General features: G+C 51.5%; 21 protein-coding genes. 20 read left to right on the plus strand and 1 reads right to left on the minus strand.

Features of this window, described 5'->3' with window-relative positions; genetic code table 11:
* Positions 1-64: 64 nt before the first annotated feature.
* From T458_RS53715 to ltrA (T458_RS53755), 9 genes are all read left to right on the plus strand, one after another.
* Entirely contained in the window at positions 65-964 is a 900-nt protein-coding gene (locus tag T458_RS53715) for a M23 family metallopeptidase (RefSeq protein ID WP_023555172.1), read from the plus strand.
* Between the two features lie 73 nt (positions 965-1,037).
* The gene (locus T458_RS53720; protein WP_023555173.1) at positions 1,038-2,303 is read left to right on the plus strand and encodes a radical SAM family protein; all 1,266 of its coding nucleotides are present in this window, start codon (positions 1,038-1,040) and stop codon (positions 2,301-2,303) included.
* Positions 2,304-2,406: 103 nt separating this feature from the next.
* Positions 2,407-2,607, plus strand: coding sequence for a 50S ribosomal protein L31 (gene rpmE, locus T458_RS53725; RefSeq protein ID WP_023555174.1), 201 nt, complete (start codon positions 2,407-2,409; stop codon positions 2,605-2,607).
* An 81-nt stretch (positions 2,608-2,688) separates the two neighbouring features.
* The gene (locus T458_RS53730; RefSeq protein WP_023555175.1) at positions 2,689-3,258 is read left to right on the plus strand and encodes a thymidine kinase; all 570 of its coding nucleotides are present in this window, start codon (positions 2,689-2,691) and stop codon (positions 3,256-3,258) included.
* 81 nt (positions 3,259-3,339) lie between these two features.
* A complete protein-coding gene (locus T458_RS53735) occupies positions 3,340-3,813 on the plus strand; it encodes a Sporulation lipoprotein YhcN/YlaJ (Spore-YhcN-YlaJ) (RefSeq protein WP_023555176.1) in 474 nt (157 codons plus the stop codon).
* A gap of 171 nt (positions 3,814-3,984) precedes the next feature.
* Positions 3,985-5,061, plus strand: coding sequence for a peptide chain release factor 1 (prfA, locus tag T458_RS53740; protein ID WP_023555177.1), 1,077 nt, complete (start codon positions 3,985-3,987; stop codon positions 5,059-5,061).
* Positions 5,045-5,935 (plus strand): peptide chain release factor N(5)-glutamine methyltransferase, encoded by an 891-nt coding sequence (gene prmC, locus T458_RS53745; protein WP_023555178.1) that lies wholly within the window; start codon positions 5,045-5,047, stop codon positions 5,933-5,935. The genes prfA and prmC overlap by 17 nt, the downstream gene beginning before the upstream one ends.
* Positions 5,936-6,062: 127 nt before the next feature.
* Positions 6,063-6,818, plus strand: coding sequence for a stage II sporulation protein R (gene spoIIR, locus T458_RS53750; RefSeq protein WP_023555179.1), 756 nt, complete (start codon positions 6,063-6,065; stop codon positions 6,816-6,818).
* Between the two features lie 712 nt (positions 6,819-7,530).
* Positions 7,531-8,874, plus strand: a complete 1,344-nt coding sequence (ltrA, locus tag T458_RS53755; RefSeq protein ID WP_023555181.1) for a group II intron reverse transcriptase/maturase — start codon at positions 7,531-7,533, stop codon at positions 8,872-8,874.
* 209 nt (positions 8,875-9,083) lie between these two features.
* Here the strand turns inward: ltrA (T458_RS53755) and T458_RS53760 are convergent, their stop codons facing one another.
* Entirely contained in the window at positions 9,084-9,869 is a 786-nt protein-coding gene (locus T458_RS53760; protein ID WP_023555182.1) for a DUF3298 and DUF4163 domain-containing protein, read from the minus strand.
* Between the two features lie 188 nt (positions 9,870-10,057).
* Here T458_RS53760 and T458_RS53765 point away from each other — a divergent pair, with 188 nt between their 5' ends.
* From T458_RS53765 to T458_RS53830, 11 genes are all read left to right on the plus strand, one after another.
* On the plus strand, positions 10,058-11,149 hold the full coding sequence (locus T458_RS53765) for an L-threonylcarbamoyladenylate synthase (RefSeq protein ID WP_023555183.1): 1,092 nt from the start codon (positions 10,058-10,060) through the stop codon (positions 11,147-11,149).
* Between the two features lie 55 nt (positions 11,150-11,204).
* Positions 11,205-11,765, plus strand: coding sequence for a manganese efflux pump MntP (locus T458_RS53770; RefSeq protein WP_023555184.1), 561 nt, complete (start codon positions 11,205-11,207; stop codon positions 11,763-11,765).
* Positions 11,766-11,796: 31 nt separating this feature from the next.
* Positions 11,797-12,252 carry a low molecular weight protein arginine phosphatase gene (locus tag T458_RS53775; protein WP_023555185.1) on the plus strand — a complete coding sequence of 152 codons (456 nt, stop codon included), beginning with the start codon at positions 11,797-11,799 and terminating at the stop codon, positions 12,250-12,252.
* 148 nt (positions 12,253-12,400) lie between these two features.
* Entirely contained in the window at positions 12,401-12,844 is a 444-nt protein-coding gene (gene rpiB, locus T458_RS53780) for a ribose 5-phosphate isomerase B (RefSeq protein WP_023555186.1), read from the plus strand.
* Between the two features lie 12 nt (positions 12,845-12,856).
* Entirely contained in the window at positions 12,857-13,426 is a 570-nt protein-coding gene (locus T458_RS53785; protein WP_023555187.1) for a TIGR01440 family protein, read from the plus strand.
* Between the two features lie 53 nt (positions 13,427-13,479).
* Positions 13,480-14,730 carry a serine hydroxymethyltransferase gene (glyA, locus tag T458_RS53790; protein ID WP_023555188.1) on the plus strand — a complete coding sequence of 417 codons (1,251 nt, stop codon included), beginning with the start codon at positions 13,480-13,482 and terminating at the stop codon, positions 14,728-14,730.
* 431 nt (positions 14,731-15,161) lie between these two features.
* Positions 15,162-15,791: a uracil phosphoribosyltransferase gene (gene upp, locus T458_RS53800; protein WP_023555190.1), complete on the plus strand. Its 630-nt coding sequence runs from the start codon at positions 15,162-15,164 to the stop codon at positions 15,789-15,791.
* Between the two features lie 21 nt (positions 15,792-15,812).
* Positions 15,813-16,964, plus strand: a complete 1,152-nt coding sequence (gene wecB / locus T458_RS53805; RefSeq protein WP_023555191.1) for a non-hydrolyzing UDP-N-acetylglucosamine 2-epimerase — start codon at positions 15,813-15,815, stop codon at positions 16,962-16,964.
* A 737-nt stretch (positions 16,965-17,701) separates the two neighbouring features.
* Entirely contained in the window at positions 17,702-19,045 is a 1,344-nt protein-coding gene (gene ltrA / locus T458_RS53815; RefSeq protein WP_023555181.1) for a group II intron reverse transcriptase/maturase, read from the plus strand.
* Between the two features lie 431 nt (positions 19,046-19,476).
* A complete protein-coding gene (locus T458_RS53825) occupies positions 19,477-22,623 on the plus strand; it encodes a phosphodiester glycosidase family protein (RefSeq protein WP_023555194.1) in 3,147 nt (1,048 codons plus the stop codon).
* Between the two features lie 289 nt (positions 22,624-22,912).
* A complete protein-coding gene (locus tag T458_RS53830) occupies positions 22,913-24,106 on the plus strand; it encodes an acetyl-CoA C-acetyltransferase (protein ID WP_023555195.1) in 1,194 nt (397 codons plus the stop codon).
* Positions 24,107-24,160 lie beyond the last annotated feature (54 nt).

The raw sequence follows: 24,160 nt of genomic DNA on the forward strand, positions 1-24,160 counted from the left end.
CACCGTCATTTTTTTATGCCAATAGGCATACTGTAGGAAGAGTAGCTGCGAAGGAGGAGTGGCAGTGGATTATACACAAACACCCCCTCCCTTGGTGAGCAGGGAGGAAGCCCAAAAAGCTGTAGTCGAGCAAGCTCTTTTTCAAGCCTTTAACCCTTTTGCAGGATTAGCGCAAACCACAGCTTCGCCAAGCAAGGTAATGGTTTATTCGGTCCAGAAAGGGGAGACACTCTCCGAGATTGCACATCGCTACGGCCTTAGCTTACATAAACTGGTAGAGGCAAACAAAATTAAAAATCCCAACTTCGTAGGGATCGGCTTGAAACTCGTCATCAGCAACGACGAAGTACGGCATATGGTCAAACGGGGAGAAACGCTCAATTACATTGCGCAGCGGTATGGCGTAAGCAAGGAGCTTTTGGTTGAGCGAAATCCTTTGTTGAAGTGGCTGTCGGATAATCTGTATGTAGGACAGGTTGTGTATGTCCCGGTGATGGCAAACAAACAGATGCAGGCGAATGAAGTTCAGCAAAAACGAAATACCGCCCAGGCAGCGAGCAGACAGGTGACGGCAAGAGTTCGTGGAGGACTGGAGTGGCCGGTGAAAGAAGCTACCGTGACCAGCGGCTTCGGGGTTCGGTGGGGGAAAGCTCATAAAGGAGTAGACTTGTGGAACCAGGATGAAGCGAAGGCCCCCATCTATGCAGCTAAAGGTGGGGTCGTGGTCGAAGCAGGGGCCAATCGCTCCGGTTATGGGCGCATGGTGGTGCTCGATCACGGGGACGGCCTTCAGACCTTTTATGCGCATATGCGCAGCATCATCGTCACTCCCGGTCAGTCAGTAGAAGCCGGGGAGGTCTTGGGGTTCATGGGAAGAACGGGAGATTCGACAGGATACCATCTGCATTTTGAAGTACGCCAGGATGATGTGCCGATCAACCCGCTGCCGTATTTAAGCAGGTAAAACCTTCCCCAATTTACTTTGCATTTTCAATACGATACAATGGGCAAAGCAAAGAAACGAGGAGACTTTTCCCATGTATTTGGTATATGCAAATGAAAAAGGCCATGTATACGACCACCCCGGATTGCTTGCGGTGGCGCGAAATGGTGATATATTGACAGAGATTCTCGAGGAAGAGCTGATTCCGCTGCCAGAAGGTGCGACATTGGTCAGTCTGCCGGATACCGTGCCGATCGGAATGGACCCGGATACAGGTGAAATGGTAAAGCTCGACGGCTGTACGGCGGTGGGGGCGTTGGTTCCACAAGGGATCACCCGCTTGTTGCTGCCTGGCTATGTAAAGAGCAAAAAAGAGAGCAAACTTCCTCTCTTCGGGTATTCGGCAGTCGTTTGGAAAGATGGCAGCTTTTGGGTAGCGGGCAGAGCGAGCGATGACATCTACAAATGGGATCCGCTTAATTTTCCGATGGACGAGCTGCGGCAGCGTGTAGAGAAAACGCTCGAGTTGTTTCCGCAAAACCGCATTCTCCAGCATCTGTCCCACTGCGCGCTGGAATACGAATGCCTGACTGCTTCCAACAACTTTTTCCACCGCTGGGAAGGCAGCCTGCCAGTATCGTATACCTGCAATGCAGGTTGCTACGGCTGTATTTCCGAGCAGCCAGAAGACAGCGGCTTTCCGTCTCCACAGACCCGGATGAACTTCAAGCCGACAGAGGACGAGCTGGTGGAGGTCATGCTGCACCATCTGCAGACTCCTGAGAGCATCATCAGCTTTGGACAAGGCTGTGAAGGCGAGCCTTCCACGATGGCATCCATCATTGTGCCTGCCATGCGCCGTGTCCGTGAACAGACAGACATGGGTTTTATCAATATCAACACAAATGCAGGATTGACTGATCACATCAAAGGAATCGTCGATGCTGGTCTCGACCTGATGCGCGTCAGCATTATCAGTGCGATCGATGAGCATTACAATGCCTATTACCGCCCGCGCAACTACACGCTGGAGAATGTAGCCAGATCCGCTGAGTACGCTTCCTCCAAAGGCGTGTACACCTCGATCAATTATCTCTGCTTCCCTGGCGTTTTCGATCGCGAGGAAGAGATGGAAGCGATGATCAACTTTATTCGCCGCACTGGGATCAAGCTGATTCAGTTGCGCAATCTGAACATCGATCCGGAAAGCTACCTGTCGATGATCCCCAAGGCACAGGGAGAAGTCTTCGGCATGAAGCAAGCGATTGAGATCTACCAGGAAGAGCTGCCTGATGTGATCATCGGATCGTTTACGCATGTTCCGCCAGAAGAATTGCGCCGCAGGAAAAGCATGGAATAACACGGCAGATTGTTGCAAATCGCCGCTAGGCATGCTAATCTGTAAGGTGTGTTTAATAACTCTGTTTCGGCAAACGATTCAGGGCAAAAAGAGGTGTAGCGAGATGAAACAAGGTATTCATCCAAAGTACAACATTGTAACCGTTACATGTGCGTGCGGTAACGAATTTGAATCCGGTTCCGTGAAGCAAGCGCTGAAAGTGGAGATCTGCTCCAACTGCCACCCATTCTTCACAGGTAAACAAAAATTCGTAGACGCTGGCGGCCGTGTGGACCGTTTCAAACGCAAATACAATCTTTCCTAATCGGAGAGGATTGGAGCAACCAGGTAGAGCGATCTGCCTGGTTTTGTTTTTACATAGTCTTGGCAAAGGGAGACAGGAGACGTGGCACAATTATACTTTCGCTATGGGGCGATGAATGCTTCCAAATCGATTCAATTGTTGACAGTTGCCCATAATTACGAGCAATCCGGCAAAAAAGTGATGGTCTTCACCCCGGCCGTCGATGATCGCTTCGGGGTCGGCAAAGTCGCTTCTCGCGTGGGCATCAGTCGTGATGCGATTCCCATCAATGAGGAGACGGACCTGTTCCAAATCGTGGCGGCTGAGGAGATCAGACCGGACTGTGTTCTGGTGGACGAAGCGCAGTTTATCGGCAAACACCACGTGATGCAGCTGGTGCAGATCGTAGATGATTTGGGGATTCCTGTGATCGTATACGGCTTGCTGAAAAATTTCAAAAACGAGCTGTTCCCTGGCAGTGCGGCTTTGCTCTGCGAGGCGGATAAGGTCGAGGAAATCAAAACAGTCTGCGTTTATTGCAATAAAAAAGCAACGCATATTTTGAAATTTAAAAATGGAAAACCAGTGTACAGCGGGGAGACCATCGAAATTGCTGGCAATGACACTTACAGCAGTGTTTGTCGCCCGCATTACTACAACCCGCCAGTTTAGATGATAGGCCACCTCTTTTTGCAGGTGCATGTCCGCCCGGGACGCTGCACAGACTAAGGCAAAAAGGAGGTGGCTTTATTCATGACCCGTTATGCCTTTTGGAAACAATCTTTGATGATGGCTGGCTGCTTCGTCCTTGTCGCGGCGCTGACTGGATGTGGAAACTACGGAACGAAAAGCTACGAACAAAATCGCATGCAGACGCATGGGGTAAACCAGACGGGTGATGTCCTACACCGTCCTGCACCTCCCAGAGTGGACCGGGATGATTTGATGGGACGTAATCAGAATCCCAATCTGGTCATCGGACATTCCAACGTCCAGAATAATTATGTCGATATGAGCAATATGGAAATGATGGCGAAGTCCGTACGAGGTGTGGAAAATGCCCGCATCACACTGAATGGCGGAAATGCATATGTTACTCTTGACTTAAAGCATAATGTCACTGCCAAAGAGGCGCGAAACATTGAGAAAAAGGTAGTCGCTGCCTTGAAAAAGAAAGTGCCTCGCTATGATTTTCACGTAACGTCCAATGAGGGATACCATAAGTGACCTGGAGTGAAGCGCGCAGGCTCGGCTTATGCCGGGCCTTTTTCCCTTCCATTGCAGCAGACTGGCGAGGAATCCCAGCTAAATAATGTCCTTTGACTTATGCATGTTTTCCTCCTATAATTTATCTGTTACAATTGTATTTCAGTATTCTTTGCGATGGGGTGAAGTACAGTGTTTACGCGCTTATCTGCAGTTGAAGAGCGTTTTGAAGAAGTAACCAATCTCCTGTGTGACCCCGACGTCATCAGTGATACAAAGCGCTTGCGAGAACTGTCCAAGGAGCAGGCTTCTTTGGAAGAGACCGTGACGGTATACCGTGAATATAAATCAGTAGTGACCGAGATGGAAGACGCCAAGGTCATGCTGGAAGACAAACTCGACGATGAAATGCGTGAGATGGTGAAGCTGGAAATCTCCGAGCTGTCCGCACGCAAAGAGCAGTTGGAAAACCGTCTGAAAATCCTCTTGCTGCCCAAAGACCCGAATGACGAGAAAAACGTCATCATGGAAATCCGCGGCGCGGCAGGCGGCGACGAGGCTGCTCTGTTTGCGGCTGTGCTGTTCCGGATGTACACGCGTTTTGCGGAGCGCAACGGCTTCAAGCTGGAAGTGCTTGAGGCAAGCCCGACTGACATTGGAGGATACAAGGAAATAGTTTTCTCCATCAGCGGGCGCGGCGCATACAGCAAGCTGAAATTCGAAAGCGGCGCCCACCGTGTGCAGCGAATTCCTGCTACAGAATCTGGCGGACGCATCCACACGTCTACGGCTACCGTCTTGGTATTGCCTGAGGCAGAAGATGTGGAAGTGGAAATCCACGAAAAAGATATTCGCATCGATACCTTCTGTTCCAGCGGGGCAGGCGGACAAAGCGTCAACACCACGAAATCGGCTGTGCGTGTGACGCATATCCCAACTGGCATCATGGTGTCATGCCAGGATGAGAAATCCCAGCACTCCAATAAAGACAAGGCTTTGCGCGTCTTGCGTGCCCGTCTGTACGACTTTTACATGCAGCAGCAAAATGCCGAGGCAGATGCAACACGCAAAAGCCTGGTGGGGACTGGCGACCGCAGCGAGCGGATTCGTACCTACAACTATCCGCAAAGCCGTGTGACCGATCACCGGATTGGTTTGACACTGCATCGACTGGAGTCGGTATTGGAAGGCGAACTGGACGAAGTGATCGACAACCTGATCATGCATGAACAGACGGAGCTGCTGAAAAGCCATGCACACACCGCTTGATTGGTCCGATGTCACGACGATACGGGAAGCCCTGACACGGGCTTCTTCCTTTTTGCGAGAACAAGGGGCGAAGGATTCCCTGTTTGAAGCGGAGCTGCTGATTCGCCACAGCCTGGGCTGGGATCGGACGCGCTTTCTCACCTCGATGAACGATTCGATCAATCCGCAGGTGGTTCAGCAATTGGCTGCCTTATGCCAAAGGCGCGCCACTCACGAGCCGCTGCAGTACATGATGGGAACGCAGGAATTTTACGGAAGGCCCTTTGTTGTTCGTCCCGGCGTGTTAATTCCTCGTCCAGAGACCGAGATTCTCGTGGAGCAAGTCTTGCTTCGTGCCTCTGCGCTCTGGGGGGAGGATGAAGCGCTTTTTGCCGCCGATATTGGTACGGGCAGCGGAGCGATCTGCATCACCCTGGCCTGTGAGCGTCCGCAGTGGCAGGTAGCGACAGTGGATCTGTCTTCTGACGCTACAAGGATCGCGAAGGAAAACGCAGATCGGCTGGGAGCCCAGGTTCGCTTTATGCAAGGCGATCTGGTGCAGCCTCTTCTGGAGACAGGAGAGAAGGTCGATATATTGGTATCCAATCCTCCGTACATCCCAAGCTCAGATGTAGAGGAGCTGGATGAGGAGGTTCGTCTTTACGAGCCGCGTCTCGCACTGGATGGAGGACAAGATGGTTTGATTTGTTACCGACGCTTGTGCGAGGCACTGCCTGAGCTGCTTAAGCCCAAAGCGCTCGTCGCTTTTGAAGTAGGGATTCACCAGGCAGGAGATGTGGCTGAAATGCTGCACCAATCGGGCGTGATAGATGAGGTAGATATTGTCTGCGATTTAGCAGGTATTGAACGGGTCGTGCTGGGAACGAGAAAGTAAGCCTGGTACGACTCGTTTTTGTGGCGCTTGGAATTGTAGAAACATTCGGGCATTCATGTATAAACTGATCCTTCCTTGCCGATACTGTTTGCTAAAGAGAGAGAACGGTAAAGGGAGACGGTTAGCGATGAAAAAAGTATTTTTGCTAGGCTTTAGCCTGTTTCTGTTGATGATGAGCTGGGAGGGACAGCTTACCTCGGCCAATGTACTGGATAATGGGCCGATTCCCCAAGAATCGATTCGTTTGCGAATTATTGCCAATAGTGACTCTGTTCAGGACCAATGGCTGAAGCGGGAAGTGCGGGATGCCTTGATCGAACAGATGAATAGCTGGACTGATCAGATCCAAACGTATGAAGAAGCACAGCAGTTCATCCCGGAACACTTGCCGCAGCTGCAGCAAGTCGTGGATCAGACGATTCGGGAACGTGGATTCTCGTATCACGCTGTGGTCGATTTCGGAGAGGTTCCCTTCCCGACGAAAATGTACGGCACCTATGTATATCCGGCTGGCGACTATCAGGCTTTGCGCGTCCGGATCGGGGAAGCCCAAGGGCAAAACTGGTGGTGTGTGTTGTTCCCGCCCCTCTGTTTTATCGACATAACGAATGCTGATGCAGCTGCTGCCGAATTGCCGACAGAGAAGCCGACATCGGAGAAGCGTAGCACCACCCTCACTTCCTACCGAGACAATTGGATGAACGAGCGCCTGTATGCTCCTGATAGAGAAAAGGCGGATGACGAGAATACAGAACCGTTATCTGAGGAAAAAGAGGAACAAAAGGAAGTCGCCGTCGAATCTGCAGAAGTACTTCCTGAAGCCCAGCCAGAAGTGCAAGTGAAGTTCTTCCTGTGGGAGAAGCTGGAGAAGTTATTCATGTAATCTATACAAGTGAATGCAATAAAAGGAAGTCCCAAGAACTGGACTTCCTTTTTTCTATTTGAAAAACATCAGGGAGCAGCTTCCAAAAAGCCAGGGGGGCCAACGGAAAGCTGGTCGAGGAAAAGGGGAAAAAAGCGAAGGCATTTGGGATCTTGACCCAGGCGTAACGGAAAAGGCGGAACCCGCTTTTAGCGTCCAGCGCGCCCAGCAAGCCGTTAATTGCTAGTTGGTGAAAGTCCAACCGAGGTAAGAGCCAAGTCGCCTCGTAGCTGACAGGCAACTGGTGGAGAGATCCTAAGGTTGAAGCCCTGTGACAAAGTATCCCGTAAGGGAGCGAGCAAATCAGCGGACCGTAACATAAAGTGAATCCTGCCGCTTCGTTAAAGGGACCATCAGTGGATGGACAAGGAGGAGACGAGCCCGGTGGCCGCAGGCGAAGTCCATGGACGATGTGTAGAACTTGGAGACAGCATCAAGGAACCTCCCGGAGTATGGGGAGCGGTACGCTGAGAAAGTAGTTAACGGAACTGGGGAGACCCTACTCTGCACACCCCGTTGGGGTGTAAAGCGAAAGCCTATAAGCACATGCGAAAGGGTGGACGGCAGAGAGGGAGTCGGAGGGGTTTATAGTACCGTTGAACATAAGGACAACACAACCTTGTGGAGGGAAGGAACCCTGCTTTGTTCTTGGGTTGAAAGGAGGTAAGAGTGAGTGAATGCAAGTAAACTTGCTAACTACACCAATGTAAAAGCTCGACAACTTTGGACAACCCTATATCTTTGTGCCAAGGAAAATCCAAAACGGCGATTTCATGCTCTGTATGACAAAGTGTACCGGCCAGATATTCTTGCGGAAGCGTGGCGTAGAGTTCGAGCCAATAAAGGTAGCGGCGGGATAGATGGACAGACAATTGAAAGAATCGTTCAGGAGTATGGGGAAAGTAAATTTCTCAACGAAATTTATCTCGACCTGAAGGGTAAGCAATATCATCCATCTCCTGTGCGGCGCACGTACATCCCGAAAGCGGATGGGAAACAAAGACCGCTTGGTATCCCGACCATCCGAGATCGTGTTGTTCAGATGGCAACCAAGATGGTTATTGAGCCTATCTTTGAAGCCGATTTCAAAGATTGCTCATACGGATTCCGTCCCAAACGAAATGCCCACCAGGCGATTACACAAATCAAGAAAACCAGCAGGACGGCCTCCTGGGTAGTCGATGTAGACATCAAAGGATACTTTGACAACATTAATCAGGAAAAGCTCATGAAGCTAGTAGAGAAAAGGATTTCTGATCGCAGGATACTAAAGCTGATTCGGAACTGGCTCCGTGCGGGCGTCATGGAAGATGTACAGTTTCATGAAACCGAATGGGGCACTCCGCAAGGAGGGGTAATCTCTCCACTGTTGGCAAATATTTATTTGGACTACATGGACACGATTTGGGAGAAGCAATTCACTCATCTTGGGAAGCTGATCCGATATGCGGATGATTTTGTAATCATGTGTAGATCGAAACAAGACGCTTTGGAAAGTATACAAGTCATAAAAGCGGTACTAAACAAACTGGACCTTACACTTAGTAAAGAAAAGTCTCGACTGGTTAATATCTGGGACAATACGACGGGCTTTGACTTCCTTGGTTTACACCATCGAAAATTTCCCATTCTTCTCAAGGGTGGAAAGAAAATGTACGTCATGTCACACATTCCGAGCAAGAAGGCTATGAAGGAAATGAGAAGGAAAATCAAAGAGTATACCAAACCGCGCAACAAGTTGTACTGGTCACTAGACGAGCTGATACAAGGGCTGAATCGAAAACTTCAAGGTTTCAAGAATTATTATTCACTTTCACCCATAGGAGCTAAGTGGTTATGTCGCATCGACTGGTATGTTCTGACAAGACTTGTGCTCTTTAACAACAAGAAAAGGAATAAACAAGCGAGACATGCGCGGATGAGAGAGATAGCAAAAGCTACAAGAGGAATTCTTGTGAAGCTTGCCGTACGCGATAACCGAATGCCAAGGAAAGAAGAACATCGGAAAGCCGTATGAGGGAGAACCTCACGTACGGTTTGATGAGGGGGAACTGAAAGGAGTAAGGCGACCAAACGGTCGCCAGAAAACGTCAGTTCTCTACTCTACACCCTGATTCGCTTCTTCGAACCGGCTGCTTTTGGACGCGGTTCCGCCTTTGGAGTGTAGCCGGCCAGGATGCCCCTAGCAAAGATCCCAAGCCTCACGGCTCCGAACCCCCCATCTTTCTACTGCAGCAAATCACGAATCCCCGGCTTCAGCAAATTCATAAACTGATGGCGTGGAATGGTGAAGGCCGGCATTCCAGCTGCATAGGGAGCTATTTCATACTGCCCGAAATGAATGAAGAGAGTCCCGTTTTTAAAAGAGAAGCCTTGGTGATTCGATATTCCCTCAAACCAATACGGCAGCTTGTTGCCCGTTTTCCGTTCCTCGGTCTTGATTTGTTGCGTGATCAGATTGTTCAGTACGTTTTTATAGTCGTAGCCAGGCTGAAACAGTTCAGACAGTTGCAGATTATGGGTCTTTTCCAAATTGGGGACGTTGAAATATTGCACAACCGCCATGCCATGCGCCCCGCCTGTATAGGTGTACGTCGTGACCCCAAAAGAGAGCAGATTACCTGTGGTATACACCTCGTAGGAAATATCGAGAACATGGGGACGCATCTCCCAGCCCTCTTTTTTCGCGAGTTCGGCATCCCGTTTGCTTTGCTGCTGAACGGTTTTCAACGATTCTGCTGCGTGCTTTTCAAGCTCCGCATTCAACTGCGCCTGATACGTTTTGTCCGCAAGCCCGCTAATCAGAGGGATCGTGATTCTCGCTTCGTATTCCTTGGTCGTGAAGTTGGTTGATTTGGGAGTGAAAACAATGCTTGCTCCCTGCTGTGAACCTGAAGCGGCGGGAGCGGAGAGTGCCGGAGCGTTCGCAGCAGCCAGAGCGGGATTGGAGATAGCACCGAGAATCAGGATGGAGGTCAGCAGACTGGACAACAGGGATTTGCGAGGGTTCATAGGGAAGTTCAATCCTTTCTTTGGGATGAAGAATCAGCTTCTATGGCTATCATACTACAAACCTTCTTTTCCACCGAAAGGGAAAAAGTTATACACAAGTTACCCACAGCCTGTTGAAAACTTTAAAAGGCAACACTATACTAAAGTCACTACTGGTTATGAAACGAGCGATAGAAAGGAATTTATCGATGGATTTGCATGAAGCGACACAGGTATGGATTGTGGATAACGATGTGGAAAATGATGTGGAAAAAATACAGAGTTGTTCACAGATTGTGGACGCAGCCTGTTTGCTGCGAGATGGAGAAGTGGTCGCCTTTCCGACCGAGACCGTGTACGGATTGGGAGCCAATGCATTGTCGAACGAATCCGTGGAGAAGATATTTTTAGCAAAAGGGCGTCCGAGTGATAATCCGCTGATTGTGCATATTGGGGATAAAGGTCAGCTGTCTACGGTAGCCCGCGATGTCCCGGAAAAAGGAGATCGTCTGATGGAAGCATTTTGGCCGGGACCCTTGACGATCATCCTGCCAAAGACGGATCGTGTGGCATCGTTGGTGACGGCTGGTCTTGATTCTGTCGGTGTGCGAATGCCGGACCACCCGTTGGCGTTGGCGTTGATTAGAGAAGCCGGCGTACCGATTGCCGCTCCCAGTGCCAATCGTTCCGGCAGGCCCAGTCCGACTACGGCGGATCATGTGATGACAGATCTGAACGGACGGGTGGCAGGAGTGCTGGACGGAGGTCCGACTGGGATCGGCGTCGAGTCTACGGTGATCGATGTTACGGTAGATCCCCCTGTCATCCTGCGGCCGGGTGGCGTGACAAAAGAGCAGTTGGAAGAAGTGATTGGTCCGGTGGAGCTGGATCCTTCCTTCCAGGTGGGAGCGGTAGAGACGCCCCGTGCGCCCGGTATGAAATATACGCATTATGCTCCCGAAGGAGAAATGTGGCTGATCGAGGGTACCCCCGGCCATGTCCGAGTACGGCAGGCAGACATGCTGCGTGCCGCCAAAGAGAATGGACTGCGCACAGGTGTGCTTGTGACGGACGCCTCTGCCGCCTATTGGGAGCAAAACGCGGATGCCGACGTGGTTCTGTCTGTGGGCTCTGCTGATCATCTTGACCAGGTTGCCCAGCAATTGTACGCTGTCCTGCGAAAATTTGACGAAGAAAAGGTTCAGTACATCGTCTCCGAGACCTTTCCTCGCGTCGGCTTGGGGATGGCTGTGATGAACCGCCTTGAAAAGGCAGCAGGGGGCCGGATCTTGTCTGTATAAGCGTCTAAACTCTTCCTTGTCCGCATAAGGTGAAAGGACAGGAGGGGGAGGCGCATTGGACCTGGCCTTGTATCAATGGGGACAATTCCTGACCTTGCTCATGATCGCCTTTGCGCTCGGTATGGATGCCTTTTCGCTGGGGATTGGCGTTGGCATGGTGGGAATTCGCTTGCGGGAAATTGTGCGAGTGAGTATTACAATTGGACTTTTTCACATTGCCATGCCCATATTCGGCATTGCCATTGGAGCGTACTTGTCCGAGCTGGTCGGAGATATTGCTGTCTTCTTTGGGGGAGGGGTGCTAATCCTCCTGGGCGTACATATGCTATGGAACGGGTTTGGCAATGGAGACCAGAAAAGCGTCTTGCGGACGACAGGTTTCGGCTTGCTGCTTTTCGCATTCAGCGTCAGTCTGGATGCCTTGACAGTAGGAGTTTCCTTTGGTCTGATGGAAGTGAACAAAATTCTTGCCATCTCGTTATTTGGACTGATGGGTACAGCCATGTCGTACTGCGGTCTGCTCCTCGGGCGGAGTGTGGGAGGTTGGCTTGGCGATTACAGTGAAATAATAGGTGGTCTTATTTTGATAGGTTTTGGGTTAAAATTTGTGATGTAATGGTATGTCGTGGGCAAAGGAGGAGCGAATCGTGAAAAAAATTCTGTTTGTCTGTACGGGAAATACTTGCCGCAGTCCGATGGCAGAGGCCTTGTTCCGTGCCAAGACACAAGGAGAAGGATTTGAGGTGCGCTCGGCAGGTGTAGCAGCCTACGATGGACAGCCTGCATCTACTCACGCTATTCAGGTCTTGCAGGAACGGGGAATCGATAGCGAGCACACATCCACCCGGCTGAATGGGGAGCTCCTGGCGTGGTCCGATTTGATCCTGACCATGACAGCGAGTCATAAGCAGGCGATACAAACCTATTTCCCCGAAGCGAGGGAGAAAGTGTACACGCTGCGAGAGTTCATCGGTGTGGAAGGCTACGCGGACATTGCTGATCCCTATGGCGGAAGCCTGGAGGATTATCGCCGATGCGCGGTCGAGATCGAGGAGCTGGTGGACATGCTTTCTGATACCATGAAACGTATTCGTGAATCATAAGAATGCCGAGGTTCTGGCTTGGTTCCAGAGCCTTGTTTGCTATGATAGTACGAACATTAAAAGAAAAAAACGTAAGAATGTTAGCTTTTTACTTGGAGAAAAATGATGTATAATAGTTTGCAATCATGATACAAGCGAGGGATGACGGATGAAGGTAGCGATTGCTGCTGATCATGGTGGATATAGACTGAAGGAAGAAATCAGAAAATGGTTGGCTACAACAGACATCGAGGTAGAAGACTTTGGCTGCACCTGTGAAGAGTCGGTGGATTATCCGGACTACGCCCTTCCGGTAGCAAAAAAGGTAGCCGCTGGGGAGTTTGACCGCGGGATTCTGATTTGCGGGACGGGAATCGGCATGTCGATTGCTGCCAACAAAGTCCCAGGAATTCGTTGTGCGTTGGTCCATGATACGTTTTCTGCCAAAGCGACCAGAGAGCATAACGATACCAATATGCTGGCGATGGGGGAGCGGGTGATTGGCCCGGGTCTGGCGTTGGATATCGTGAAGATTTGGCTGGAGACGGATTTTCAGGGCGGACGTCATGAGCGACGCGTTGAAAAAATTAAACAGATCGAAGCAAATCGGTGAGGAGTGAAGGCAGTGGATCTGGCAGCCATTGAAAGACAGGTTCGCGAGGTTGTGGAGGAAGTGGCTGCGCTGGCGGCATTGACTGCCGGGCAGATTCTGGTGATCGGCTGCAGCACCAGTGAGGTGGTTGGCAAGCATATCGGGAAGGCAGGCAGCCAGGAGGTGGCTGCCGCCCTGTATCGAGGGATTCACTCCGTCCAGGAACGGATCGGCTTCGAGGTCGCCTTTCAATGTTGTGAACATTTGAACAGGGCTTTGGTGACCAAGCGAAGCGTGATGGAGCGGCACGGCTGGACCGAGGTCTCTGTCATTCCAGTCCCGAGTGCAGGCGGCTCGATGGCTGCCCATGCCTTCACACAGCTCGAGGATGCGGTCGTTGTCGAGCACATACAGGCGCATGCCGGGATCGATATAGGCGATACCTTGATCGGCATGCATCTTAAGCACGTAGCTGTTCCGGTACGTCCTGCGTTGCGCCAGATCGGAGAAGCCCATCTGACGGCGGCGCGGACTCGTCCCAAGCTGATTGGAGGGGCGAGGGCTGTCTACGAACGCACCATCCCCAACCAAAGTTGTACCTGACCCAAAAAGGGACAAGCCATATAACAAGCAAGTATTGAGGAGGAGATTAACCGATGTTAGATCATCTACGCAAACAGGACCCGCAAATTTTGGAAGCCATTCAATTGGAGCTCGGGAGACAACGTGACAAAATCGAGCTGATCGCGTCTGAAAACTTTGTCAGCGAGGCTGTCATGGAAGCCATGGGCACCGTACTGACCAACAAGTATGCAGAAGGTTACCCAGGCCGCCGCTATTACGGCGGATGCGAATACGTGGACATCGCGGAGAACATTGCCCGTGACCGTGTAAAAGAACTGTTTGGTGCTGAGCATGCCAACGTACAGCCGCACTCCGGCGCCCAAGCCAACATGGCCGTATACTTCACCATCTTGAAGCCGGGAGATACGGTTCTGGGGATGAATCTGTCCCACGGTGGTCACCTGACACACGGAAGCCCGGTTAACTTCTCCGGTTCGTTGTATAATTTCGTGGAGTACGGTGTAGATCAAAACGATCATCGTATCAACTACGAGGATGTCCGTGCAAAAGCATTGGAGCACAAGCCAAAATTGATCGTAGCTGGTGCGAGCGCCTATCCGCGCACCATTGATTTTGCCAAATTCCGTGAGATCGCCGATGAAGTTGGCGCCTATTTCATGGTAGATATGGCCCATATCGCCGGTCTGGTTGCAGCAGGCCTGCATCCGAATCCAGTACCTTATGCGCATTTCGTCACTTCTACGACTCACAAAACCCTGCGCGGTCCTCGCGGCGGTCTGATCCTGTGCAAAGAAGAGTTCGCCAAAGCGATCGACAAGTCGGTATTCCCTGGTGTACAAGGCGGTCCGTTGATGCATGTGATCGCGGCGAAGGCTGTGGCCTTCGGAGAAGCGCTGCAGCCTGACTTCAAGGATTATGCTGCACGCATCGTGAAAAACGCGGCAGCTTTTGCGGAAGCCTTGCAAGCGGAAGGACTGACACTCGTCTCCGGCGGTACCGACAACCATCTCGTACTGATAGATGTAAGCAAGATCGGTCTGACCGGAAAAGTGGCAGAGCATCTGCTGGATGAAGTCAACATCACCACCAATAAAAACACTATTCCTTACGATTCCGAAAGCCCGTTCGTGACCAGCGGCGTGCGCATGGGGACCCCTGCTGTAACCAGCCGCGGATTTGACGAGGAAGCAATGAAAGAAGTAGCTGCTATCATCGCGCTCACTCTGAAAAACCCGGAAGATGCGGCGAAACACGACGAAGCTCGCCAGCGCGTAGCAGCGTTGTGTCAACGCTTCCCGATGTACGCTGGACTGACTATTTAAGGATAAAACGAAATTAACGATGGCTGACCCTCGGTAGTTCAACTGCCGGGGGTCATCTTTTTTGTATTTGTAAAGACCTCTATGAGAAACCCACACCCAGAGGCTGGAGGATAAAGGGAAGCTGGCCGAGGAAAAAGGGGAAAATCGAAGGCATTTGGGATCTGCACCCAGGCGGAGCGGAAAAGGCGGAACACTCTTTTAGCGACCAACCTTGAACCACTTCTTCGAAGTGGCTGCTTTTGGTCGCGGTTCCGCCTTTGGAGTGCAGCCGAACCTGAGACGCCCCCAGCAAAGATCCCAACCCGCATGAAGCATTTTCCCCTTTTTCCTCCCCCTATGCCATATATCTGTAAGAAGATTACGCAAATTGACGTCAGCAAACTCGTTCGCTATTATGATAAAGATATTGATAGGAAAACGGAGGAACGTACATGAGCCGTGTATATGTGTTTGACCACCCGCTGATTCAGCATAAAGTGACGTATATTCGCGACAAAAACACCGGAACCAAAGAGTTTCGTGAATTGGTGGATGAGGTAGCGACTTTGATGGGATATGAAATTACCCGTGAAATGCCGCTGGAGGAAACAACGATCGAGACACCTGTAGCGACTTGCAAGTCCAACGTCATTGCTGGGAAAAAGGTAGGGCTGGTTCCGATTCTGCGCGCGGGTCTCGGCATGGTGGACGGTCTGTTGAAGCTGATCCCGGCAGCGAAAGTGGGTCATGTGGGGCTTTACCGAGATCCAGAAACCCTGCAGCCAGTTGAGTATTACGTCAAGCTGCCAACGGACGTAGCAGAACGCGAGCTGATCGTCATCGATCCGATGCTGGCGACAGGCGGGTCTGCCGTAGCGGCCATTGAGGCTCTGAAAAAACGCGGTGCGAAAAACTTGAAGCTGATGTGTCTGATTGCGGCTCCGGAAGGAATCAAAATGGTGCAGGATGAGCACCCGGACGTAGACATCTACGTTGCGGCAATTGACGAGCAATTGAATGATCACGGTTATATTGTTCCAGGTTTGGGGGATGCGGGAGACCGCCTGTACGGTACAAAGTAGCAGTAGGAGAGGAAAAATCCGATGAAGACATGTAAAGTAATGACGGTATTTGGCACGCGTCCGGAAGCGATTAAAATGGCTCCGCTGGTTCATGAATTAAAAAAACATAGTGAACAGATCGAGTCGGTTGTTTGTGTGACCGCCCAACATCGTCAAATGCTGGACCAGGTCCTGGAGATTTTTGACATTACCCCTGATTATGATTTGAACATCATGAAAGACCGGCAGACGCTGGTCGATGTGACGACGCGCGCGCTGCAAAGCCTCGATGCGGTGATCAAGGAAGTGAAGCCGGACATCGTTCTCGTTCACGGCGATACATCGACGACGTTTGTCGCCAGTCTGGCTGCTTTTTACAACCAGGTAGCGATCGGTCACGTAGAGGCCGGTTTGCGCACATGGGACAAGTACTCGCCGTTTCCGGAAGAGATGAACCGCCAACTGACGGGTGTGATGGCTGACCTTCACTTCTCGCCAACAGATGGGTCAGCAGACAATCTGAGACGCGAAAACAAGCCGGAGGATGCCATCTACATCACGGGCAACACAGCGATTGATGCGCTGAAAACCACTGTGCGCGAGGATTACACGCACCCTGTCCTCGATCGTTTCGCCGATTATAAATTGGTGCTGATGACCGCTCACCGCAGGGAAAATCTCGGTGAACCCATGCGCCGGATCTTCCGTGCGGTTCGACGCATCGTGGACGAGCATCCGGAGATCGCAGTTGTGTATCCGGTGCATCTGAATCCGGCTGTGCAGGAGGTCGCACAGGAATTGTTAGGCGATCATGAACGAATCTCTCTGATTGATCCGTTGGATGCTTTTGATTTCCACAACTTCGCTCGCCGCGCGCACCTGATCCTTACCGATTCAGGCGGGGTACAGGAAGAAGCGCCGTCTCTGGGTGTCCCTGTCCTCGTACTGCGTGATACGACAGAGCGGCCTGAGGGGATTGCGGCTGGTACCTTGAAACTGGTTGGAACGGATGAACAACAGGTGTACCGAATGACCAAAGAGCTGCTGACTGACCAGCAGGCCTATGACGAAATGGCGCATGCGGCGAATCCGTACGGGGATGGGGAAGCGTCTCGCCGAATCGTAGAAGCGATCCTTCATCACTACGGTCTGCGCGCGGAGCGGCCAGCGCCCTTTGTGCCAGGTCAATCATAAAATTAAACAATCTATTCGGAAATCGTCTGGTTGATACATCGCCAGACGGTTTTTTCGTTCCAAAAAAACGAGATTAGATGAGGAAAGAGCCTACGTGAGACGGCCCACAAAGGTAGAAGGGGGACCAGGAAAAGCTGGTCGAGGAAAAAGGGAAAAAGGCTGAAGGCATTTGGGATCTTGACCGAGCTGGAACGGAAAAGGCGGAACACGTATTCAGCGGCCAGCGCGCCCAGCAAGCCGTTAATTGCTAGTTGGTGAAAGTCCAACCGAGGTAAGAGCCAAGTCGCCTCGTAGCTGACAGGCAACTGGTGGAGAGATCCTAAGGTTGAAGCCCTGTGACAAAGTATCCCGTAAGGGAGCGAGCAAATCAGCGGACCGTAACATAAAGTGAATCCTGCCGCTTCGTTAAAGGGACCATCAGTGGATGGACAAGGAGGAGACGAGCCCGGTGGCCGCAGGCGAAGTCCATGGACGATGTGTAGAACTTGGAGACAGCATCAAGGAACCTCCCGGAGTATGGGGAGCGGTACGCTGAGAAAGTAGTTAACGGAACTGGGGAGACCCTACTCTGCACACCCCGTTGGGGTGTAAAGCGAAAGCCTATAAGCACATGCGAAAGGGTGGACGGCAGAGAGGGAGTCGGAGGGGTTTATAGTACCGTTGAACATAAGGACAACACAACCTTGTGGAGGGAAGGAACCCTGCTTTGTTCTTGGGTTGAAAGGAGGTAAGAGTGAGTGAATGCAAGTAAACTTGCTAACTACACCAATGTAAAAGCTCGACAACTTTGGACAACCCTATATCTTTGTGCCAAGGAAAATCCAAAACGGCGATTTCATGCTCTGTATGACAAAGTGTACCGGCCAGATATTCTTGCGGAAGCGTGGCGTAGAGTTCGAGCCAATAAAGGTAGCGGCGGGATAGATGGACAGACAATTGAAAGAATCGTTCAGGAGTATGGGGAAAGTAAATTTCTCAACGAAATTTATCTCGACCTGAAGGGTAAGCAATATCATCCATCTCCTGTGCGGCGCACGTACATCCCGAAAGCGGATGGGAAACAAAGACCGCTTGGTATCCCGACCATCCGAGATCGTGTTGTTCAGATGGCAACCAAGATGGTTATTGAGCCTATCTTTGAAGCCGATTTCAAAGATTGCTCATACGGATTCCGTCCCAAACGAAATGCCCACCAGGCGATTACACAAATCAAGAAAACCAGCAGGACGGCCTCCTGGGTAGTCGATGTAGACATCAAAGGATACTTTGACAACATTAATCAGGAAAAGCTCATGAAGCTAGTAGAGAAAAGGATTTCTGATCGCAGGATACTAAAGCTGATTCGGAACTGGCTCCGTGCGGGCGTCATGGAAGATGTACAGTTTCATGAAACCGAATGGGGCACTCCGCAAGGAGGGGTAATCTCTCCACTGTTGGCAAATATTTATTTGGACTACATGGACACGATTTGGGAGAAGCAATTCACTCATCTTGGGAAGCTGATCCGATATGCGGATGATTTTGTAATCATGTGTAGATCGAAACAAGACGCTTTGGAAAGTATACAAGTCATAAAAGCGGTACTAAACAAACTGGACCTTACACTTAGTAAAGAAAAGTCTCGACTGGTTAATATCTGGGACAATACGACGGGCTTTGACTTCCTTGGTTTACACCATCGAAAATTTCCCATTCTTCTCAAGGGTGGAAAGAAAATGTACGTCATGTCACACATTCCGAGCAAGAAGGCTATGAAGGAAATGAGAAGGAAAATCAAAGAGTATACCAAACCGCGCAACAAGTTGTACTGGTCACTAGACGAGCTGATACAAGGGCTGAATCGAAAACTTCAAGGTTTCAAGAATTATTATTCACTTTCACCCATAGGAGCTAAGTGGTTATGTCGCATCGACTGGTATGTTCTGACAAGACTTGTGCTCTTTAACAACAAGAAAAGGAATAAACAAGCGAGACATGCGCGGATGAGAGAGATAGCAAAAGCTACAAGAGGAATTCTTGTGAAGCTTGCCGTACGCGATAACCGAATGCCAAGGAAAGAAGAACATCGGAAAGCCGTATGAGGGAGAACCTCACGTACGGTTTGATGAGGGGGAACTGATAGGAGTAAGGCGACCAAACGGTCGCCAGAAAGCGTCAGTTCTCTACTCTACACCTTGAACAACTTCATCGAAATGGCTGCTTTTGGCCGCGGTTCCGCCTTTGGAGTGGAAGCGGCCAGGCCGACCCCCAGCAAAGATCCCAACCCGCCTGAAGCGTTTTCCCTTTTTCCTCTCCCGCCACTGTGGCTGGTGGACCACCATACCAAAAGACGCATCTGCATGATTCAAAAGATTTGTCATCATTTGTAAGGACAGAAAATAGAGATCTACCGAAACTATCAATCTAGCTCATGCGTCTAACTTATAGCTGTCTGCCATCTTATGAGAGCGTCAGCGTGAAGTAAATCGCTGAAAGATAACAACAGTTCGGGAAACGGAGAGGAGTCACCAACATGAGAGCGCGGAAAGTCGTAATGCTGCTCACGGCCAGCACGATGGCCTGGGGAGCTTTTGTTCCGTTTGCGCCATTGGCGGTTCAGGTCGCGCAGGCTAGGGCGGAAACGAATGCTTTGCAAATGGTATGGCAAACGCCGATCGGAGAAGGAACTACATTATTCAAATATACGAAGTCTTTTGATGGTCAACCAGCTACGATTATGGTCACGAAGGTAGACCTGAACAATCCCTACGTAGAGGTAAAACCCGTCTACGGGACAAAAGGGAAGCTGACGGATCGGCAGTCGATCACGCAGATGGCGAGAGAGACGGGAGCCGTGGCTGTGATCAATGCGGACTTTTTCAACATGAGCAAGCGGGGAGCTCCGTTTGGCATCGTGATGAAAGACCAGCAGGTTATCTCGTCGATGGGTTTGATCTCGTACTGGTACAGCCTGGGGATCACCTCGGACAAGACGGCGTTGGTCGAAAAATTCGGCTTCAACGGAAAGGTGACCGCGCCGAATGGAACGGCTTTTCCGCTCCAGGGCATCAATAAGGAAGAGTACAATCCAAGTGACGGACGAAAGAGCCACCAAAATCAATTGAATATGTATACACCTGCATTCGGTCAGTCTAGTCTGGGAGCTATTTCCGGCTATAAAGACGTCGTCGAAGTGCTTTTCATCGACAATGTCGCGACAGAAGTGCGCGTGAATCAACCGGGCTTTTACATACCTTACAATGGCTACGTTCTGTGGGGACACGGAGCGGCGGCAGAATTTCTGAAGCAACAATTCCCGGTCGGTGCTACGGCAAAAGTCGATTATCAGACCACCCCGCTCAACCAGGAGTGGATGCAGGCAGTAGGCGGCAACATCCTTCTGGTGGATCAGGGAAAGGCGCTTACATCCTTTCAGGCGGACAAATCCATTACCTCGCTTAACGCCCGTACAGCCGTAGGTGTGTCGCAGGACGGCAAGACCCTGTACATGGTTACGATTGATGGGAACAAAGGCGTATATCTGGATGAGCTGGCCCGTATTATGGCGGAGCTGGGCTCCTTCCGAGCAGTCAATTTCGACGGTGGCGGTTCGACCACCATGGCTGTGCGAATGCTGGGTGAGACGCATGCCAATCTGGCCAACAGACCCAGCGGCGGAACAGAGCGGCGTGTCCCGACAGGTCTGGCGGTGTACAACACTGCGCCTACAGGCGAGCTGAGAGGATTCCAGATCGATGTTCCTACTGATCTGCTGATCGGTCAGACAGTGAACCTGACAGCGTCCAAAGGGTACGACATTCACTACCAGCCATACGCACTCAACCCTTCGCAGGTTATGTGGGAGAGCGACGCAGGAACGGTGGATGGTCAGCGTTTTACACCAACACGTTCCGGTTCGATCACGATTACGGGCAGATCGGGCAACGTCGCGCAGAGCAAAGCGATTCAGGTCGTGTCAGGACAGGACATCCAACAGATCGTTGTCTCGCCCAATCCGGTCACCGTGGCTCCTGGACAAGCGCTTACGCTTGACATCAAATTAAAAACCAAAAAGGGTGCGACACTCTCGGCCTCGCCGCAAAGCGTCAAGGTCAGTGTTGATTCTGATATAGCCACAGTGAATGACCAGCTCCAATTGGTCGCAGGCGATCAGCCAGGCAATGGAACTTTGACGGTTTCCTACGACGGGGCTGTTACGCGTGTGCCGTTTGCAGTCGGACAATTTGAGCAGCCATGGCTTACTTTCGACAATCAGGTGGGCATGTACCATGCCGCGCTTCCTGCCAGCATCAGCTCCGCAGGTTCCTTCTCGGCGGTCAACGAGCCTGTCTTCCGTACGAAAAAGGCAGCCAAGCTCGTGTACAATTTCTCGGGAGCGCCCAGCTCCGAAATGCGCATTGCTTATGGGGTACTTGGGGCCAAGCCAGTCACCATTCCGGGCCAGCCAATCGGGCTGGGTCTATGGGTCTACGGCGACCAAAGCAGGCACTGGCTGCGGGCGGAAGTTATCGATGCGAACGGAAAACCGGTCTACGTCGATTTGGCCAAAGAGATCGACTGGACAGGCTGGAAGCAAGTGAAAGGGTATTTCCCTGGAGGCGTCGCCTATCCGCTGCAGCTGAAAAGCATTTACGTCGTGGATCAGGCCAACGACGGCATTACGCATGACCAAGGAACGCTCTACTTCGACGAGGCGTCGCTGCTGCTGCCGAATCAGACAGCGCAGCCGAAGGGTTCGATTGTCGTGCCGGAATTGCCTGGCAGCCTGTCATTGGGCCACGAGCTGGATTTGAAATACTCTCTCGTCCAGACTGCCGCTTTCCTGGATAGCGCCGTGATCGAGGTCGATTCCATCGTCGATCAGCAGATCCCCGGCTACGTGCCGGCAGACTATTCGTTTACCATCAAGCCTGGGGATACGAAGTCAGGCGAAGAGCTGAGCAGTTCGACAGTGCCGATCCAGTTGACACTGGCACCGAAGAATTGGATCCCGGGCAAAGGAATCGGTCTTTTGTATGTGAACGAAGTCAACAAGACCCTAGACCCGCTTCTGGGCACTATCAACGCACAGGGAGAATGGGTATATGAGGTCAACAGCTTCGGCAAATACGTGCCGTACTACCTCGACCAGGCGGGCTCAGCATTTACGGATATTGCCAACCACTACGCCAAGGCGGAAATCACCTATATGGCGAACCAGGGTTACGTCAAAGGCTTGACCGAAACCACCTTTGGTCCTGAGGTGGCATTGACACGGGCGCAGTTCGTGACGTTGCTGGCGCGTACGTTTGAATGGGATCTGCCTGCGACGCCGAAGCTTGGCTTCAAGGATCAGGTTCCGGCATATGCTCAGGGGGCTGTACAAGTCGCTGTAAGCAAAGGTCTGGTCAAAGGATACACGGACAATACCTTCCGCCCCGATCAGCCTGTCACGCGCGCAGAGGCTGCTGTCATCCTCGACAGACTGTTGAACAAGAAGGGCTCGGGCAAGACGCTTGCGGACGCCAAAAAACTGCCTGCATGGGCTACATCGTCCATCAACAATATGGTAGGGCTTGGGCTGATCGATCCGCTCAGCGGAAAATACGAGCCGAACAAGGCGACCACCCGTGCCGTATGCGTCGTTGCGCTCTATCGGATTTTGCATTTGAACAAATAAACACAAACAAATAGAGGGTGTCCCGCAGGTAGATCTACTGCTTGTCGGGGCACCTTGCTCATCACGGACAATACTCCTAGCCCGTTTAGCCTGACTCGGGCTCGATCGGAATAAAACCGATCTGGCTTTGTAACTGGCATATGGTATGCTGAAGTCAGCGAGATTCCATGACTATGAATAGACGTATTGCCGTTAGCTGGGCATACAAGAAAAAGCAGGAATAGCCCAAGAAAGATGGAATCTTATGAAAGCGCAAACAACTTAACAGGTTGCGAGGAGTGAAATCGTGATGGGTCAAAAGGAAATCGTTATTGCAAGTGCGGTTCGCACAGCCATTGGAAGTTTTCAGGGATCGCTTGCAGGGGTCAGTGCTACTCAGTTGGGCGGTATTGTACTGGAAGCAGCATTGGAACGTGCAGGGGTATCCAAGGACGTTGTAGATGAAGTCATCATGGGTAATGTTCTGCAAGCTGGCCTGGGCCAAAATCCGGCGCGCCAAGCTTCTATACGTGCTGGTTTGGCACATGAGGTTCCGTCCATGACGATCAACAAGGTTTGCGGTTCCGGCCTGAAAGCCGTCCATTTGGCGGTGCAGGCGATTGTCAGCGGAGACTCGGATGTCGTACTTGCGGGCGGCATGGAAAACATGAGTCAGGCGCCCTATCTGATGGAAGGCGCGCGCTCGGGCTACCGGATGGGCGACCAAAAGGTAGTAGATTCCATGATTCGCGATGGGTTGTGGTGCGCGTTCAACGACTATCATATGGGGATTACGGCAGAAAACCTCTGCACCAAATACGAAATCAGCCGCGAGGAGCAGGATGAATTCGCGGCATGGAGCCAGGAGAAGGCGCAGAAGGCATTGGAGAGCGGACGCTTCCGGGATGAGATCGTACCGGTTCCGATTCCGCAACGAAAAGGCGATCCGATTCTCTTCGCCGTCGATGAATTCCCGCGTGCGGGCGTAACGGCGGAAGCGCTGGGCAAATTAAAGCCCGCATTCAAGAAGGATGGAACCGTAACGGCAGGCAACGCTTCGGGGATCAATGACGGGGCAGCTGCTCTTTTGATCATGTCCAGAGAAAAAGCGGATGAGCTGGGCGTCAAGCCATTGGCCCGCATCATTGCCAATGCCAGCGCCGGGGTCGATCCGAGCATCATGGGCTACGGACCTGTGCCAGCGACCGAGCGCGTCCTTGCGAAAGCGGGTCTGACCCTTGAGCAAATGGATCTGATCGAGGCGAACGAGGCTTTTGCGGTACAATCCCTCGCAGTTGGCAAAGCGCTGGGGATAAATCGCGACAAGCTGAATGTGAACGGCGGAGCGATTGCTTTGGGTCATCCGATCGGTGCGAGCGGTGCGCGGATACTGGTTTCTCTGGTCCACGAATTGCAAAAGCGTGAAGGGGTAAAATATGGATTAGCGACTCTTTGCATCGGTGGCGGACAAGGCGTAGCGACGGTGGTTGAAAAGCTCAAATAAACCCATTTTCGGCAGAAATGTGAACGCTTTGTGTACAGGAAAAGACGCTGATTG

The sequence above is a fragment of the Brevibacillus panacihumi W25 genome, from assembly GCF_000503775.1.
Taxonomy (GTDB): domain Bacteria; phylum Bacillota; class Bacilli; order Brevibacillales; family Brevibacillaceae; genus Brevibacillus; species Brevibacillus panacihumi_A.